The sequence below is a fragment of the Streptomyces sp. NPDC059009 genome, from assembly GCF_042740175.1.
Classification (GTDB): domain Bacteria; phylum Actinomycetota; class Actinomycetes; order Streptomycetales; family Streptomycetaceae; genus Streptomyces.
This window is the reverse complement of sequence record NZ_JBHYJB010000050.1, coordinates 34,974-51,783: the sequence shown is the minus strand read 5'-3', so window position 1 is coordinate 51,783 and position 16,810 is coordinate 34,974. Positions and strand designations below refer to the sequence as shown.

At 71.3% G+C, this 16,810-nt stretch carries 16 protein-coding genes; 7 read left to right on the top strand and 9 right to left on the bottom strand.

Annotation, left to right across the window (positions count from 1 at the left end; translation table 11 throughout):
* Nucleotides 1-65: 65 nt before the first annotated feature.
* A complete protein-coding gene (locus tag ACFWYM_RS37795) occupies nt 66-824 on the top strand; it encodes a sulfite exporter TauE/SafE family protein (RefSeq protein WP_384847675.1) in 759 nt (252 codons plus the stop codon).
* Nucleotides 825-946: 122 nt separating this feature from the next.
* Here the strand turns inward: ACFWYM_RS37795 and ACFWYM_RS37790 are convergent, their stop codons facing one another.
* Both ACFWYM_RS37790 and ACFWYM_RS37785 read right to left on the bottom strand, forming a co-directional pair.
* On the bottom strand, nt 947-2,284 hold the full coding sequence (locus ACFWYM_RS37790; protein WP_384847672.1) for an FtsX-like permease family protein: 1,338 nt from the start codon (nt 2,282-2,284) through the stop codon (nt 947-949).
* Nucleotides 2,285-2,287: 3 nt separating this feature from the next.
* Nucleotides 2,288-3,073: an ABC transporter ATP-binding protein gene (locus tag ACFWYM_RS37785; protein WP_384847669.1), complete on the bottom strand. Its 786-nt coding sequence runs from the start codon at nt 3,071-3,073 to the stop codon at nt 2,288-2,290.
* Between the two features lie 367 nt (nt 3,074-3,440).
* Here ACFWYM_RS37785 and ACFWYM_RS37780 point away from each other — a divergent pair, with 367 nt between their 5' ends.
* Nucleotides 3,441-3,719: a hypothetical protein gene (locus ACFWYM_RS37780; protein ID WP_384847666.1), complete on the top strand. Its 279-nt coding sequence runs from the start codon at nt 3,441-3,443 to the stop codon at nt 3,717-3,719.
* Here the strand turns inward: ACFWYM_RS37780 and asnB are convergent.
* Nucleotides 3,692-5,533 carry an asparagine synthase (glutamine-hydrolyzing) gene (gene asnB / locus ACFWYM_RS37775; RefSeq protein WP_384847663.1) on the bottom strand — a complete coding sequence of 614 codons (1,842 nt, stop codon included), beginning with the start codon at nt 5,531-5,533 and terminating at the stop codon, nt 3,692-3,694. The two genes, ACFWYM_RS37780 and asnB, sit on opposite strands and share 28 nt — an antisense overlap.
* Before the next feature lie 250 nt (nt 5,534-5,783).
* The gene (locus tag ACFWYM_RS37770; RefSeq protein ID WP_384847661.1) at nt 5,784-6,395 is read right to left on the bottom strand and encodes a TetR/AcrR family transcriptional regulator; all 612 of its coding nucleotides are present in this window, start codon (nt 6,393-6,395) and stop codon (nt 5,784-5,786) included.
* A 102-nt stretch (nt 6,396-6,497) separates the two neighbouring features.
* On the opposite strand from ACFWYM_RS37770, the gene ACFWYM_RS37765 reads away from it, so the two are divergent.
* The gene (locus ACFWYM_RS37765) at nt 6,498-7,430 is read left to right on the top strand and encodes a DMT family transporter (RefSeq protein ID WP_384847657.1); all 933 of its coding nucleotides are present in this window, start codon (nt 6,498-6,500) and stop codon (nt 7,428-7,430) included.
* Here the strand turns inward: ACFWYM_RS37765 and ACFWYM_RS37760 are convergent.
* Together ACFWYM_RS37760 and ACFWYM_RS37755 are read right to left on the bottom strand one after the other, a co-directional pair.
* A complete protein-coding gene (locus ACFWYM_RS37760) occupies nt 7,384-7,980 on the bottom strand; it encodes a TetR family transcriptional regulator (protein ID WP_384847654.1) in 597 nt (198 codons plus the stop codon). The two genes, ACFWYM_RS37765 and ACFWYM_RS37760, sit on opposite strands and share 47 nt — an antisense overlap.
* A gap of 5 nt (nt 7,981-7,985) precedes the next feature.
* On the bottom strand, nt 7,986-9,464 hold the full coding sequence (locus ACFWYM_RS37755) for an MFS transporter (RefSeq protein WP_384847651.1): 1,479 nt from the start codon (nt 9,462-9,464) through the stop codon (nt 7,986-7,988).
* A 968-nt stretch (nt 9,465-10,432) separates the two neighbouring features.
* Here ACFWYM_RS37755 and ACFWYM_RS37750 point away from each other — a divergent pair.
* Both ACFWYM_RS37750 and ACFWYM_RS37745 read left to right on the top strand, forming a co-directional pair.
* Nucleotides 10,433-11,251: a helix-turn-helix domain-containing protein gene (locus ACFWYM_RS37750; RefSeq protein ID WP_384847647.1), complete on the top strand. Its 819-nt coding sequence runs from the start codon at nt 10,433-10,435 to the stop codon at nt 11,249-11,251.
* A 126-nt stretch (nt 11,252-11,377) separates the two neighbouring features.
* The gene (locus ACFWYM_RS37745; RefSeq protein WP_384847645.1) at nt 11,378-12,406 is read left to right on the top strand and encodes a PhlD; all 1,029 of its coding nucleotides are present in this window, start codon (nt 11,378-11,380) and stop codon (nt 12,404-12,406) included.
* 18 nt (nt 12,407-12,424) lie between these two features.
* Here ACFWYM_RS37745 and ACFWYM_RS37740 read toward each other — a convergent pair whose 3' ends face one another.
* Together ACFWYM_RS37740 and ACFWYM_RS37735 are read right to left on the bottom strand one after the other, a co-directional pair.
* Entirely contained in the window at nt 12,425-13,441 is a 1,017-nt protein-coding gene (locus ACFWYM_RS37740; protein WP_384847643.1) for an MBL fold metallo-hydrolase, read from the bottom strand.
* Between the two features lie 80 nt (nt 13,442-13,521).
* Nucleotides 13,522-14,325: a hypothetical protein gene (locus ACFWYM_RS37735; RefSeq protein WP_384847642.1), complete on the bottom strand. Its 804-nt coding sequence runs from the start codon at nt 14,323-14,325 to the stop codon at nt 13,522-13,524.
* 303 nt (nt 14,326-14,628) lie between these two features.
* Between ACFWYM_RS37735 and fabG the strand changes: the two genes are divergently transcribed.
* Complete coding sequence (fabG, locus tag ACFWYM_RS37730; protein WP_384847639.1) at nt 14,629-15,333, top strand: 3-oxoacyl-ACP reductase FabG; 705 nt, start codon at nt 14,629-14,631, stop codon at nt 15,331-15,333.
* Between the two features lie 61 nt (nt 15,334-15,394).
* A complete protein-coding gene (locus ACFWYM_RS37725; protein WP_384847636.1) occupies nt 15,395-16,183 on the top strand; it encodes a GNAT family N-acetyltransferase in 789 nt (262 codons plus the stop codon).
* A 21-nt stretch (nt 16,184-16,204) separates the two neighbouring features.
* On the opposite strand, the gene ACFWYM_RS37720 is transcribed toward ACFWYM_RS37725, so the two are convergent.
* On the bottom strand, nt 16,205-16,762 hold the full coding sequence (locus tag ACFWYM_RS37720; protein WP_384847633.1) for a hydrolase: 558 nt from the start codon (nt 16,760-16,762) through the stop codon (nt 16,205-16,207).
* Nucleotides 16,763-16,810: the final 48 nt, after the last annotated feature.

The window sequence follows — 16,810 nt, the reverse complement described above, 5'->3', positions numbered from 1 at the left end:
GAACCTCGTGAACTCCCGGCGGGTGCCGACCCGCCGGTCCGATGCACGGCAGGGAAAGGTGTGTTGTGGATCCACTGGAGATCGCGGCCGTGGGGGCCGCGGGCATCGCCGCGGGCGGCATCAACGCGGTGGTCGGGTCCGGGACCCTCATCACCTTCCCCACGCTGCTCGCCTTCGGCTTCCCGCCGGTGCTCGCCAATGTGTCGAACAACATCGGTCTGGTGCCGGGCGTGCTCAGCGCCGCGTACGGCTACCGGCGCGAGATGAAGGGGCAGGCGCGGCGCCTGGTGCGGTTCGGCGCGGCCTCGCTCGTCGGCGGCCTGATCGGTGCGGTGCTCCTGCTGCTCCTGCCCGCCGACGCGTTCCAGGCCGTGGTGCCCGTCCTGATCCTGACCGCCTGTGTCCTGGTGCTGCTCCAGCCGCGCCTCAACCGCTGGCTCAAGGGGCGCGAGTCCACGTCGCGGCGCGTGGACGGCGGGGTGCCGCTGTGGCTGGGGGTGCTGGCCACGGGTGTGTACGGCGGATACTTCGGGGCGGCCCAAGGGGTGCTGCTCATGGGCCTGTTCGGGGCCTTCCTCCTGGACGACCTGCAGCGCCTGAACGCCGCGAAGAACGTCCTGGCTGCGATCGTGAACGGCGTCGCGGCGATCGTGTTCATCTCGGTCACGCACGTCGACTGGGCGGCGGCCGCGGTGATCGCGGCCGGTTCGACGGTGGGCGGCCTCCTCGGCGCCCGGCTCGGCCGGAAGCTGCCGCCGCTGGTGCTGCGCGGCTTCATCGTGGTGGTCGGCGTGACGGCGTCGGCGGTCATGATCGCGACGTGAGCCCTTCCCCGCCGAGCCCGTCCGGCTGATGCCGCACGCGAAGAAGGCGGCCGCTGCACGCGCGGCCGCCCCTTCGCCATACCCCCGTGATGGTCTTTCCCCGCCCGGCTCTTGACGGGCCGTCAGGCCGCCAGCGCCACCGCCTCGACCGCCGGCGCCCGCAGTGTCCTGCGCGCCGTCGCCACGCTGGTGACCAGCGTCGTCGCCGCCGCGACCGCGACCACGCCGAGCCAGATCCCGAGCCCGCGCTCCGGCAGCACCCCGTCGGTGCGGACCATGGTGAACGGCAGGATCCCGGCGAGCGCGGCGACCGTGCCGAAGAACACCCCGGTCGCCGTCAGGAGCACGCCCTCGACGCCGACCCCCGCGAGCACCTGGCGCGGGGTCGCCCCGGCGAGGCGCTGCTGCCCGAACTCCCGTCCCCGGTAAGCCGTGGCGGCGTACAGGCTGTTGACGAGCATGACGCAGGCGAAGACGACGATGACGCCGACGACCACCAGGTTCAGCGTCTCCAGGTTCTTGTCCTCGACGGACCTGGTGAGCCCGGACGCCTTGAGCGCGTCGTTCTGGACGGACTGCATGCACAGCGTGGCCGTCGCCATGCCGGTGAAGAGGATCAGCGGCATCAGGATCCCGGTCAACTGGTCGGCACGGCGCCGCATCTGATGCACCGCCAGGTAACCGGACGCCCCGGCGATCGCTCCGAGCGGCCGCTCGACGGCGCCCAGGACGGCGCGCAGCAGCCGCGGCGAGAACACCGCGAAGCCGGCCGAGAGCAGGATCGCGCCGTACGCGGGGGCGGCCATCAGGGCGGCGTCCGTCGCGTCGAAGGCAAAGGTCGCGCAGACCCCGAGCGCCCCGGCGATCAGGGCCGCGTACCCGGCGAAATCCCTTACCCGGGAGCGTGGTTGACGCACGCCCGCCGCCGCCCGCGTGGCCCGCCGCACCGCGAGGAACGCCGCGCCCACCGAGGCGAGCAGCGTCACGTCGATGCCCGACATCAGGGCGATCGGCCCGAAGTGGTAGGCGACGCCGTCGGCGACCTGGCCGCTGTCCTGGAAGGCGCCGAGGAGCGCACGGCCGCCCAGCATCGCGGGCCCTACGGCCAGGGCCGAGCCGATGAGGGCGAGCACCGCGGCCTCGCCGACGATCATGCGCTTGATCTGTGCGGGGGTGGCCCCGGTGGCGCGCAGCAGGCCGATCTCCCGTTCCCGCTGGCGGACGTTGACCGTCAGCGTGGAGGCGACCGCGAAGAACACCAGGAGCGTGCCGTAGCCGCCGACGACGCCCGCCGCGGTGGTGAGCGACTCGGAGCTGACGCTGTCCACGCCCCGGGCGCCCGCGGTGTCGTGCATCGAGTTGAAGGTCATGATGATCGCGGCACCGAGGAAGGCGGCGAGCAGGGTGGCCACGGACCGTCCCGGGCGCTGGCGCAGGGACCGCAGGGCGAGGGCGAACATCGCTCACACCCCCGCGTACGCGGCGCCGGCGCCGCTCCGGTCACGGTCGTCCCGGTCGTCGCCCAGGTGCGCGAGGCGCTCGGCGACGGCGTCGACGGAGGGCGCACGCAGCTCCCCGGCCAGGCGCCCGTCGGCGAGGAAGAGCACGGAGTCGGCGTAGGAGGCGGCGACCGGGTCGTGCGTCACCATCACGACGGTCCTGCCGTGCACCCGCACCGCGTCCTGGAGCAGCCGCAGCACGTCGCGGGCGCTGCGGGTGTCCAGGGCGCCGGTGGGCTCGTCCGCGAAGATCACCCGGGGCTCGGCGACCAGGGCGCGGGCGATGGCGACGCGCTGGCGCTGGCCGCCGGAGAGCTGGTCGGGCCGGTGGTCGAGGCGGTCCCCCAGGCCGACCTGGGTGAGGATCTCGCGGGCCCGGCGCCGGTCGACGCGGCGGCCCGCGAGCTTCAGCGGCAGCGTGGTGTTCTGCGCGACGGTGAGGGTGTCCAGGAGGTTGTACTGCTGGAACACGAAGCCGATGTGCCGCCTGCGGAACTTCGTCAGCTCGGCCTCGGTCCCGCCGGTCAGCTCCTCGCCGTCGACCATCACGATCCCGCTGTCGGGCCGGTCGAGCCCGGCCGCGCACTGCAGCAGCGTGGACTTGCCGGAGCCCGAGGGGCCCATGACCGCGGTGAAGCTCCCGGCCGGGAGGCTGAGCGTCACGCCGTCGAGCGCGGTCACGGCGCTCGCCGCGTTCTCGGGGTCACGCGGATCCCCGTACACCTTGGTGACCTTGACCAGACGCAACATGGCCTGCCGTCCCTTCGTGGTTCCCCGCGGCACGCCCTGTGCCTCGGTTACGAAGCTACGGAGAGCGAGGGGCGGGCACATTGGGCGTACGGCCCGAGCAGGGGGTGGTGTTGAGTGCACCCCCGGGGTGCGCCTGTGACGTAACGCAGCTCACACCGGCCGTCGGCCGGCAGAGGGAACGCCCAGCACTTGTTTACCGTTTAACAGTGCAGAGGCCCGGTAGTGATTCCCCCGTCGCGACCGGGCCTCACCCCCTTTCCCTGGTCCCCCGCCCCTTTTTCAGGTCTTCGCGGGCCGTTTCACGCCTTCGAGGGCGAATATGCCAACCGCACCGCGTGGGGCGGGCCTTGGCGGCATCATGCGGTTCATGGACGGTGCCAAGCGTGTACAGGTGTTGTTCACGTCTGACGAGTACGCCGCGGTCCTGCGGCACGCGGACCGCCTCGGGGTCCCCCTCGACGAGTACATCCGCCGTGCGGTGACCGTCCACCCCGAGAGCTCCGGCGCGGACACGGAAGGGGACGAGCCCCGCAAGTGCGCGGCCGTCCCCCCGGTCCAGCGGGGCCTGGGCGGCGACGGCACCCCGGCCCTGCAGCGCTTCCTCGACACCCTCGCGGGTCAGGACAGCGAGATATCCGGCGAGTAGAGGTCGAACCAGAGCGCGAGATCGAGGGTGCGCTCAAGCCCGCGCCGCGACGCCTGGGTGATCTGCGGGACGTCGCGCCGGGCCGCGCGGTCGACCCGGTCGCGGTCGACGAGGTCGAAGACGGGGTGGCCCGGCCGGGTCAGCAGGTCCTTCGCGTGTTCCTGCAGGGCCAGGGCGTACTTGGGGTCCTGTGTGGACGGGTACGGGCTCTTGACCCGGTCGTACACAGAGCGCGGCAGGACGTCGGCGGTGGCCTCGCGCAGCAGGCTCTTCTCCCGGCCGTCGAAGGACTTGAGCGACCAGGGGGCGTTGTAGACGTACTCGACGAGCCGGTGGTCGCAGAACGGGACGCGCACCTCGAGCCCCACGGCCATGCTCGCCCGGTCCTTGCGGTCGAGCAGGACGCGCACGAAGCGGGTCAGGTGGAGGTGGGAGATGGTGCGCATCCGGAACTCGAAGTCGCTCTCGCCGTCCAGCCGTTGGACTCCGGCGACCGCCGTGTCATAGCCGTCCTGGACGTACGCGGGCAGGTCCAGCGCCTGCTGGAGGTCCTCGCGCAGGACGTCACCGTCGTCGCCGAAGTGCTCGGCGAACCGCACCAGCCAGGGGAAGGTCCGCGCCCGCCGCGCCTCCTCGTCGAAGAACTGCTTGTACCCGCCGAAGACTTCGTCCGCGGACTCGCCGGAGAGGGCGACCGTGGAGTGCTCCCTGATGGACTGGAAGAGGAGGTACAGGGAGGCGTCCATGTCGCCGAAGCCCACGGGGATGTCGCGGGCCCGGATGACGCGGGAGCGCACCTCGGGGTCGGCGAGCGCCTGTGCGTCGAGGACGATGTCGCGGTGGTCGGTGCCCGCGGACTTGGCGACGTCGTGGACGTAGGGGGTGTCGGGCGTCGCGCGCAGGCTGTCGGCGACGAAGTTGTCGGTCTGGCCGACGAAGTCGACGGCGAAGCTGCGCACGGTCTCGCCGGACTCGGCCAGGTGGCGGGCGGCGAGCGCGGTCATGGCGGAGGAGTCGAGGCCGCCGGAGAGCAGGGTGCAGCGCGGCACGTCGGAGACGAGCTGGCGGCGCACGATGTCCTCGAGGAGCGCACGCACATGGGCCACGCTCTCCTCGCGCCCGTCGGTGTGGGGCCTGGTCTCCAGGGCCCAGTACACATGCCGCCGCAGCCCGCTGCGGTCGACGGTGACGACGGTGCCGGGCTCGACCTCGCGCATCCCGTCCCACACGGCGTGGCCGGGGGTCTTGACCGTGCTGAACATCTCCCTGAGCCCGTCGATGCCCACGCGCGCGCGTGCCAGCGGATTGGCAAGGATGGCCTTGGGCTCGGACCCGAACAGGACGCCGTCCGGGGTCGGGTAGTAGTAGAACGGCTTGATGCCCATGCGGTCCCGGATCATGACGAGCTTGTCGTGCCGCCCGTCCCACACGGCGAACGCGTACATCCCGTTGAGCCGCTCGGCGGCCGCGGCGCCCCACTCCAGGTAGGCGTGCAGCACGACTTCGGTGTCGGACTTCGTCGTGAACCGGTGTCCGCGCGCGGTGAGTTCACTGCGCAGCTCGGTGTAGTTGTACGCCTCGCCGGAGTAGACGAGGGCGAGGGTGCCCTGCGGGGTCTCCACGGTCATCGGCTGGCGTCCGCCGGGCAGGTCGATGATGGCGAGGCGGCGGTGCCCGAGGGCGGCGGGGCCGCTGATCCAGGTGCCGTGGTCGTCGGGGCCGCGGCACGACATGGTCTGCGTCATCGTGTCCACGGCGGCGGAGGCGGTCCGCAGATCACGGTCGTACGAGACCCAGCCGGTGATGCCACACATGCGCTTCCTCCTGCCTTCGGCCCCCCGTCGACCGAAGTAGTTGTATCTAGCATCTACATGGCCATCGTCACTCTGGCATCGCACACGGTCAACGCACCCCTGACGCGGCAGCCACCCCCGGCCCGCCACTTTCGGCCGCCCCCGACACAGGTCGGCGCGGTGCACGCGCGGAGCCGACGCCTCCGACCTCACCTCCACGCACCGCCCCGCTCACCGGAACGAAACATTCCGGCCAGCGGCAAAGACTTCCTCAACTCTTTGTAAGGGCCACGCACTTCTCCTCGGCCTCGGTCCGCGCCCGCCCGAACGGGTCCGGGAGGATCCCGAGCCCGTGTGCGACCAGAGCGCCTTCGTGCAGCAGCATCAGCGCCTCGGCCAGGCGCCGTGCGCGGCGGGGCGCACGGGGCAGCAGCGCGCGGGCGAGGTCGGCGAAGAGGTCGAGCATCCACGCCTTCTGGCCGGTGATGATCGCGTACGCGGGGTGGGCGGGGTCGTCGATCTCGGCGTGGGCGTTGACCATGCTGCAGCCGCGGGCGCCGTGCGCGGCGGACCAGTCACGGGAGGCGTCGAAGACGGCGAGGATCCGCTCGCGCGGCGTGGCGGCGCCGTCCAGGCGGGGCGCGAGGAACTCCCGCCACCGCTCGTCCCGTTCGGCGAGGTACTCCACGACGATCTGCTCCTTGGAGCCGAACCGGTCGTACAGCGTCTTCTTCGTGACGCCGGCCTCGGCGGCGATGAGGTCCACGCCCACGGCGTGGATGCCGCGCTCGTAGAAGAGGGCCGCGGCGGCATCCAGGGCGCGGCGGGCGCCGGGGGTCATGGGGACACGGCGGGGAGCACCGGGGTCCGGGTTCGCATCCATGCCCCCATAGTAAACCGATCTGTATAGTCGAAGGCGAGGTATACAGATCGGTTTACTCGCGCGCCCGCACGCCCCGCGCGCCCCGTGAAGGGAAGTGCCACCGTGAACGCCCTGCTCCCGCTCGCCTTCGTGCTCACCTGGAGCTCCGGATTCATCGGCGCCAAGCTCGGCGCGGGCAGCGCGCCCGCGACGACGGTGCTGATGTGGCGCTTCCTCCCCCTGGCCGTGGCACTCACCGCGGTGGCGGTCACGGTGGCGCGCCGGCGCTTCCAGGGCCTGACCGCGCGGGCCGTGGCCCGGCAGGCCGTCGTCGGCGCGCTCTCCCAGAGCGGCTATCTGCTCACCGTCTACTACGCGATCCAACTGGGCGTCTCCAGCGGCACGACCGCCCTGATCGACGGCACCCAGCCCCTCGTGGCGGGCGCCCTCGCCGGACCGCTGCTCGGCCAGTACGTCTCGCGGACGCAGTGGTACGGGCTCGCGCTCGGCGTGGCCGGAGTGGTGCTTGTGACCCTGGCGGACGCGAGCGGCGGCAGCGGCGACACCCCGTGGTGGGCCTACCTGGTGCCGTTCCTCGGCATGCTCTCCCTCGTGGCGGCGACCTTCCTGGACCGCCGCTCACGCACCCCGGTCGGGCCCGCGGTCTCGATGACGCTGCACTGCGCCACAAGTGCCGTCGTGTTCACGGGACTTGCCCTCGCCACGGGCACGGCCACGCCCCCGGCCGAGTCCTCGTTCTGGCTCTCGATCGGCTGGCTCGTGGTCCTGTCCACCTTCGGTGGCTACGGCCTGTACTGGCTGATCCTGCGCCGCTCCGGCGTCACCCGCGTCAACACCCTCATGTTCCTGATGGCCCCCGTGACCGCCCTGTGGGGAGCCCTGATGTTCGGTGAGCTCTTCGGGGTCCGGACGGGGCTGGGCCTGGCCCTCGGGCTCGCGGCGGTCGTGGTGGTGCACCGGGGCGAGGCCCGCTGCCCCGCCCCACCCGTCACGGCGTCAGCAGCGCCTGCACCGACGGCCCGTAGCGCTCGGTGACGTCTTCGATGTCCGCCGCCCGCAGCCGCGGCCCGCGCGCGATGCCGTACATCACGCCGAGCCCGAGCAGCATGCTCACGGCGAGCTCGGCGCGCAGGCCCGCGTCCGGCCCGCTGAGCCGGTGGGCGAGGCGGTCCGCCACCTGCGTACGGAAGTTGGCGCGCAGGATGTCGCCCTGCGCGCCATGAAGCGGGGCGAAGACGATCCGCAGGATGGGGTCGGCGCCGTGCTCGGCCTGGCCGGTCAGGAGGTGGCGGACCATGTGGCGGCCGAGCGCGCCGAGGGGAGCGTCCAGGAACGCGTCCGCGTCCGCCTCGAAGGACATGACCGTGGCGAACAGCGCGTCCTTGTTGCCGAAGTACTTCAGGATCAACGGCGGGCTCACCCCGGCCCGTTCGGCCACGGCCTTCAGCGTGATGTCGGCGTGCGCGTGCCGGGCGAGCAGATGGCGGCAGGCCCGGATGATCGCGGCCTTGGTGGCCTCTGCGTCACGGCGCCCCGGCCCCCCACAGGACACGGTGGGGCCCGGCTCGGGGAGGGAGGTGGTCATGGGCGTCAGGTTCCTTCCAGAGCCGTCTCCTGGGCGGGACCGGTGCGCCGGGTGCGCGGACCCGCGCCGTCCGCCTCGTCCGAGGGTATGGCGAGCGCCACCGCGCAGGCGACGAGGGCGACAGATCCCGCAAGGGCGAAGGCGAGCTGGTAACCGAGCAGGCTCGGCACGGGCGGCCCGCCGGCCGCGGTGTGGTGGACGAGGACGGCGGCGACGGCGGCACTGCTCACGCTCTGGCCGATGGTGCGCATCAGCACGTTCACGCCGTTCGCGGACGCCGTCTGGGTCACCGGCACCGCCCGCAGGATCAGCGTCGGCAGCGCCGAGTACGCGAAGGTGGTCCCGGTCGACACCACCGCGGCGCCCACGATGATGACCCACAGGTCACGGCTGTCGACGATGCGGATGACATAGCCGAGCGCCATCAGCAGACCTCCGACGGCCAGCGTCACCCGGGCCCCGCGCGCGGCCGAGACCCTGGCCGAGACCGGCGAAAGGAACAGCATGATCATGCCGTTGGGCAGCAGACAGAGCCCCGTCGCGACGATGGAGAGCCCGAGCCCGTAGCCGCTGCTGACCGGCGCCTGCACCAGCTGGGCGGTCACCAGCGAGTTGGCGTAGAACGCGAACCCGGCGAGCAGCGCCGCCAGATGGGGCAGCGCCACCCGCCGCCCCACCGCGAGCCGCAGGTCCACCAGGGGCCTGCGGGACCGCAGTTCGGCCCGCCACCACACACTCAGGACGACCACGGCCCCGGCGAAGAGCCCGAGCACGGGGCCGCTCCCCCACCCCCACTGCCCGCCCTGCGACACGGCGAGCAGCAGACAGACGAGCCCGGCCGCGAGCCCCACCGCGCCCCCGACGTCGAAGCGCCCCGGCGACCGCACCGGCGACTCCCGCACCGCCCACCACGCGAGCGCGAGCCCGAACCCGCCGAGCCCGGCGGTGGCCCAGAACATGACGTGCCAGTTCGCGTACTGCACGACGAGTGCGGCGAGCGGCAGCCCGAGCGCCGCCCCGACCCCCACGGTGGAGCTCATCAGCGCGACCGCGGAGCCGGTGCGCTCGGGCGGCAGCTCGTCGCGCAGGATGCTGATGGACAGCGGCACCACCGCGGCGGCGGCCCCCTGCAGCGCGCGGGCCGCGATCAGCACGCGGATGTCCGACGTCAGCGCACAGAGCACCGACCCGGCCGTCATCAGCCCGAGCGCACCGAGCAGCACCCGCCGCTTCCCGTACATGTCCCCGGCCCGCCCGAGCACGGGCGTGAGCACGGCGCCCGCGAGCAGAGTCGCGGTAACAAGCCAAGAGACGGCCGCCGGCGAACTCCCGGTCAGGCGGGGCAAATCGGGCAGCAGCGGCACGACGACCGTCTGCATGACGGCCATGAGGATCCCGCCGAAGGCGAGCGCCGGAACGGTCAGCCGCTCACGCAGCGCCGGGCGTACACCGTGCGCACCGTCGGATATCGGCACGGGCCTCATCGGCGTCCCCCGCCCATGTGGAGTGAATTTGAATTCACCATAGCGGGTGAATGGGCATTCAACACCCGGGAGTTGAGGATTTGCTATCCGTCCCAGCACCTCCCGCCGAGACGCGTCGACCAGTCGGCACCCCTTGTCGGAGCTGGCCTGTGCCCACTGCTGCCGCTCGACTCACCCTGACAGGAATGCGAAGGCCGCGTGCCCGAACGGGCGGCGGCGGGTGCGCCGTTGCGACCCGCTTCCGCGGCGGGAGGTGCGGTCATACGGTGTTCGACGGTGGCTCAGGAGGTGCGCGGACTCCCATGGGGACCGAGGCGGACCACGGCAAGAGGAGTCCGCGGGCCCGCTTGCGGGCGTCCCGCACGCGAACGGGCACAGGGCTCGGCGACGGCGATCCGGAGGTCTCGGTACCGTCGTCAGGAACCAGCCAACAGCGTGCTCACGTCGCCCGCCACGGGCAACGTCGGGTGGAGAGCAGGTCACGGCCCGACGGGCTCAGGAGGCATGTGCGGCAGGCAATCCAGCGGCATATGACCGCCCGGGGCGAAGAACCACGGGCGGCCGGTACCGTGGCCGCTACGTAATGGCGAGTGACGGCACCGGCCGCATCCAGTGGACCCTAGAACCGCTCCAGGAAGAAGAGCCGTGCAGAACCGACCAGAGACGCCCCGGTCTCGTCGACCGGAATGCGTTCACGTGGTCCCGCACTCTTCCCACTACGGCCCATTGGGCCTGGGGGGTATCCGATGTCGAGGAATTTCAGCCAAATTGCGGCTCCCCGAACAAGATGCCCCACTGCTGTACCCACGCGCCCGTCGACGAGCAACCTCGCAGGTCGACGGCCCCGCGCTCTCCATCATGCCGCAGCGTCTGATCATTTTCTTCGGGCAATGTTTACTACCAAAGAGGATGCGACTATTTAGACTGCTGATGCTCAACTCGGCATGCACCACGAGGGATTACTCACCATGAACAAGTCGGCGCTCCGCGCTCTGCTCCGCGAACGACGTGCCCTCATCGCCCCCGAGTCACACGGCTTCACCCGCCCCACCGGTCAGGGCAGGCGCGCCCGGGGTCTCTCGCAGCACCAGGTCGACCAGCTCCTGCACCGGGCACTCGGCACGTACCACCGCCTGGAGTCCGGCAACTACCCCAACCCGCCGACCAGTCTCCTTCGTGACGTGGCCCGCCTGTTCGGACTCAATGAGCAGGAGTGGGTGTCGCTGTGCCGGTACGCGCTGCTGCAGGATCCGCCGGGGCCGCTGCATCCGACGTCGGGGAAGGAGATCCCGGGGGTGTGGCAGGAGGCGGTGGCGGGCATACGGCACATCGCGTATGTCTCCGACGCGTCCTGGGATCTCCTCGCCTATAACGAGCCCTTTGCCGCGCTCTTCCCCGACCGGGCCGTCCCGAGCAACACCATGCGCTGGATGCTGCTCGACGGACGCGGGGTGCTGACCGACTGGCACACCGCCTGGGCCCCTCTGGTCATGCCGCAGCTGCGCGCCGCACTCGCCGCACGCCCGGAGGACGACGTCCTGCGCCAGATCGAGAAGGAGATCCTCGCCGATCCCGATGCCGCCCCGATCTATCAGGCGGGCCACGACTCCTTCCCGCACCCCGACGGCGACGAACGCCCGCTGCTCCACGCCGAGATGGGCCCCGGCTGGGTCACGATGTGCGCCGCACAGCCCATGACGGCACCCGGAGCCCGGCTGATCATTCTCGTTTTCCACCCGGGCACCCAGCGCGCCCATCTCCGTGCGCCCATGTTGCGCGCGCACTGAGCAAGGTACGCCCCACTCCCACGAGACTCATGATCCGGAGGAGACTCGTTCAGCGCGGTGAAGTACGTTTGCCGCACCCTGAACATCCGCCCCGACCCTCGTGGGAGTCACGCCGTGCCTGCCTATGTGTCGAGACCGCAAACAGTCTTCGGCGACCACAAGGTCACCACCGCCGAGATCACGGACGACATACGCCTCCACCACGCGGACCATCCCCGGCTCGGCGCGATCGTGCGCGCCGTCGGCAACTGTGGAGTCGTCACCCGCTACTTCACCCGCCCCGTCGCCGCCCCCACGGTCTCGGGGCGAGCGGAGCTCGTCGAGCGGGCCACCGTCGCGTTCGAGGACTCGCTGTCCATGGCCGAGCGCGCCTCGATCGCGGCACTGGACGCGGCGGGCCTGGCCCTCGCGGACATCGACGCGATCGTCACCGCCCACTGCACCGGCTGGGCCGTCCCCAGCCTGGACATCGGCCTCGTGGAGCGGCTCGGGCTGCGCCCCACGACCCGGCACATCGCCCTCACCACCTACGCCTGCGCCGGCGGGGTCCAAGCCCTCATCCGCGCCGCCGACATCGTCGCCGCACGGCCCGGCAGCAAGGTGCTCGTGGTGGCCGCGGAGGTCATCTCCAGCGTCTACCACCACAGCGACACCAGCATCGAGTCCATGATCTACAAGGCGCTGTTCGGGGACTCCGCCGCCGCCGCGGTCGTCACCAGCACTCCGCTGGGGCAGGGGCTGGCCATCGACGACAGCTTCGAGTACGTCCTGCCGGACAGCCTCGACCGCTACCGCGGCCGGATGGCCCTCGACGGGTTCCACTTCAACTCCACCAAGAAGGCCCTGGCCGCCGCCGACGACGTGCTGCCCGCCGTCGTCGACTGGCTCGGGCCCGGGTCCCTCGACTTCGGCGTCGTCCACCCCGGCAGCCCACGCATCATCGCGGACAGCGCCCGCGCCCTGGGGCTCGACGACCACGACGTCCGCCACTCCACCACCACGCTCGCCGACGAAGGCAACCTCGGCGGCGTCAGCGTCCTGCGCATCCTGGAGCGCACCCATGCCGAACCACCCGAGGACGGCACCCGGGGCGCCATGGTCGCGTACGGCCCCGGCTTCGCCACCGCGGCGCTGAACTGCCACTGGCGCGCGTAACACTCGGCAGCCGCGCCCTCAACTCCTCGACCGGGCGACGGCGTCGACAGCTCCCTCCGGCGGCCGCGGAACCAGCAGCGCGTCCTGTTCGAAAGCCCACCGTGCCGCCCCGCCCAGCAACCCGATGGTGTCGGGCACGGAGCCACCGCCGCCGTCGAGGTGCCGGTACTCGATCGCCGTGAGAATCACGATCCGCTCGGGGATCCCGAGATGCGGATGGAAGTCGGCGGCCAGGATCTCCGACGCGGCCTCGTACGCCTCCATCCCCTTGGCGTACCGCTCGTGCACCATGCCTTCGAGTTCGCGGAGATACGCGATGTACGAGCGCACCTCGGCGGGTCCGACCACGGGGCCGTGACCGGGGACGACCACCTCGGGGTCCAGGGCGAGGATCCGCTCGCTGGCACGGATCACCCCGCCGAGCGGCCCCTGCCAGTGCACCGGGTGGTCGTCCACGAAGAGCACGTCGCCGGCCAGCACGACCCGCTGCTGCGGCAGGTGGACGATCAGATCCCCGGCGGTGTGCGCGGGACCGGCCTCGATCAGCCGGACCTCGGTGGATCCGACCTTCAGGGTGTGCGTTCCGCTGAACGTCGTTGTAGGCGGGACCACTTCAAGCCCGGTGTAGTCGTAGCGGCCGAAGTGCTTGCGCGCGTACCAGCCCATCGGCTCGTCAGGATCGCTCTCGCGCACCAACGCGTGCGTCTGGCGCGGTGTCGGTTCGCTGCACAGCCGCTCGAGGTTGGTGTCCGTGCTGATGATCTCGGCCCCGGTGAAGTACGCGTTGCCGAAGGTGTGGTCGCCGTTGGGGTGCGTGTTGACGATCCGGGTGATGGCCGCACCCGACGGCAGCACACGCCCCGCCGCCTCGGCCAGCGTCGCCGTCAGACCGGTGGTGTAAGGGGTGTCCACCAACAGTGCCTGGTCCTCCGAGGAGATGACGGCACAGTTGGCCAGACCCCACAGACCGACGGCCTCCGGCAGCCACAGATGCAGGCCCGCTGCCGCCTCGGCCAGTTCAGTAGGTATGCGCATACGCGCATTCTGCTGGCTGCCCCGTCGTCGCACCCTATGAAGATCGCCACATGTGCGACCCAACTACGCCACGGCACCGGCTACTTCGTACCCCTCGGGTGGGACGAGTCCGCGTCGTAGAGCACCGTGATGCAGCGTCCTTGCGGCGTGCTGTACGGCATCGCGGCAATCATGGTCGCGTCGCCGGGCCCGTACTTCGGGTGCATGATGCGCCGCTGGGCGCCGTCGGGGTGCAGCGCTCCCTGACTGAGGTTCGCCAGGATCGGCCCCGTCCGCTCGTCGGCCATCACGTCCCGGCGTATGCGTGACAGCGTGGGGTGCTCGGGGTGCTGGGCGAACGCCCCCTCCATCTGCGCGATGACGCTCGGTGCCCAGACCTCGCCCCAGTCCAGCAGGATGTGCCGCGCCTCGTCGGTGAAGAGCATCCACTCGAGCGTGTTCTTCGGCAAGCCGTGCTCGAAGACCTGCGTGAACGGCTCGTTGTACAGCCACAGGTTCCAGGCGAAGTCGGTGACGTACATGATCTCCCGCTGCCCGTCCAGCATGCGCTGCCACCCCTCGGGGTTGCTCAGCCCGATCTGCGGGTGCAGCGGGTGCGGCGGCTGACCACCCCGCGCGAAGGCCCACATGACCGCGAACTCCTCCTCGCCGAGGCGCAGGGCATCGCCGACGGCGTACAGGAAGTCGTCCTTGAACGTGCGCGCGCTGCGCTCGAACCGCCCGTAGTCGCCGTGCGCGCAGTACAGCAGTCTGTCCAGGTCCCCCTGCGAAAGACCTTGCACCGGCCGGCCGGGGCGCCCCGCTATCCGTGGCTCAAGTCCCGCTTCGGGGTTGGCGCGACGGATCTCCTCGCGGTCCAGCTGGGCCCGTCTGGACTTCAGCATCTGTTGCAGTGCTCGGGGCTGCATCGGACCTTCCCACCGGACGACGTGACGCGGCTCCCGGAGGGAGACGGAAAGGGCGCCGCGGGCCTCGGAGTTACGTGCAAGAACTTTCCCCTAGACCCCGGCGGGACCATCCAGCATGATCGAGAGCCGTGACCACACACTATGTGCCGACGTGGTCACTCGCCCGCGGATTCATCGATCCAACGGTTTCAACTATCCATCAACAGCGGGCTGTTCGGGTGTTCCCTGCGGAACAGGGGACGGCAGGGCACAACCGGACAGCCCGTCAAGGAGAAAGAAATGAGCCGTTCCGTCCTGGTGACCGGAGGCAGCCGCGGGATCGGCCTTGCCATTGCCGACCGGTTCGCCGCGAACGGGGACCGTGTGGCGGTCACCTACCGTTCCGGTCAGGCACCGACGGACCACTTCGGCGTGCGCTGCGATATCACCAGCAGCGAGGATGTCGATGCTGCTTTCAGCCAGATAGAGGAGAAGCACGGCCCCGTCGAAGTACTCGTCGCCAATGCGGGCATCACCCGGGATCAGCTGCTGATCCGCCTGGCCGAGGACGACTTCTACGCCGTGCTCGACACCAACCTCACCGGCGCCTTCCGCGTCGCCAAGCGCGCCAGCCGCGCGATGCTGCGGGCCCGGAATGGCCGCGTGATATTCATCGCGTCGGCCGTCGCGCTGCGCGGAGAGGCGGGACAGGCGAACTACGCGGCGTCGAAGGCCGGACTGATCGGATTCGCCCGCTCCATGACGCAGGAACTGGCGAGCAGGAACATCACGTTCAATGTCGTCTCCCCCGGGTTGACCGATACCGATATGGTCCAGCAACTCACCGAGGAGCAAAGGGAGTCCATGATCGCGCAGATCCCCGCCCGCCGCATGGCTCAGCCGCACGAAATCGCGGCGGCGGTGCACTTCCTGGCCTCCCCCGAGGCGGCCTACATCAATGGCGCCGTTCTTCCCGTCAGCGGTGGTGCGGGCCTCGGCCACTGACGCAGCCGCTCCCCGGACAAATCCTGTGGCACTTTCTCGCCCTTACTGCTGAAGTGACCGCATGGATCATCAAGCGGTACTCGCCGAGTACGACCGCACCGTCCGCCGCGGCGCCCGCCCCGACAGCCCCACCGCGCGGGTCGAGAGCGACGGGTCCGTCGTGCGGCAGGCCGGGGCCGAGCACGACTGGCACGCTGTGCTCTGGTCCGGCCTCGACGAGGGGTCGGCGGACGCAGTGATCGCCGAGCAGGTGCGGTACTTCGGCTCGCTCGGGCGGGAGTTCGAGTGGAAGACGTATTCCCACGACCGGCCGGCGGACCTGGGTGCGCGGCTGCTCGCCGCCGGGTTCACGGCCGAACCGGCGGAGACCCTGCTGTTCGCCGAGGTCGAGGGGCAGTCCGCCGAACCGGTGCTGCCCGACGGCGTCCGCCTCCTCCCGGTCACGGACGAGGTCGGGGTGCGGCTCATGGTCGAGGCGCACGAGCGGGCGTTCGGCGCCGACCAGGCCGCGCGCGGCGAGCGGATCGGCCGCCAGGTCCTCGCCCAGCTCACCGAGGCGCCGGACGACGTCGTCGCGGTGGTCGCCATGGCCGGTGACCAGGCGGTGAGCTCGGCCCGGATGGAGGTCCTGCCGGGCACCGGCTTCGCGGGCCTGTGGGGCGGCGGCACCGCCCCCGAGTGGCGCGGCAAGGGCATCTACCGCGCCCTGGTCGCCCACCGCGCCAGCATCGCCGCCGAGCGCGGCATCCGCTACCTCCAGGTCGACGCCACCGAGGACAGCCGCCCGATCCTGCAGCGCCTCGGCTTCGCCGCGCTCAGCGTCACCACCCCGTACGTGTACACGCCCTGAGGCGCCCGTCGCGTGCGGCTGTCACGCGCTCTGGACCAGCTTCAGGATCGCCTCCGTCGTGTCCGTCTCGCCGAGCCGCGGGAAGATCCGCTCCACGCTGTTGCGGTGGGCCTCGGCGTCCATGTCGGTCACGGCGTCGACGGCCACGGTCACGTGGTAGCCGTGCTCGTGCGCCGCGCGCGCCGTCGACTCCACGCCGATGCTCGTCGCGATCCCGGTGAGCACGACCTGGGTGACGCCGCGGCGGCGCAGCTGAAGGTCGAGGTCGGTGCCGTAGAAGGCGCCCCACTGCTGCTTGGTGACGACGACGTCACCGTCCGCGCGGCCGAGTCCGGCGGCCAACTCGGCCCAGTCGGCGGGCAGTTCACCGGTGCGCGCGGGCGCATCGGTGCGGCCTGGGGCGCCGCCGGTCACCCGCACGAGGACCACGGGCAGGCCGCGCTCCCGGAAGGCCGCGGCGAGCCGCCCGGTGCGCTCGACGACCTCGGCGGCGGGGTGGACGGTGGGCAGGGCCGTGATGCCCTGCTGGAGGTCGATGACGACGAGGGCGGTCCTCGGGTCGAGGGTGGTGGCGGTCATGGGGGCCTTCTTTCTGTGGTGCGGAGCCCCGAGGGGCCAGGGAAGCAG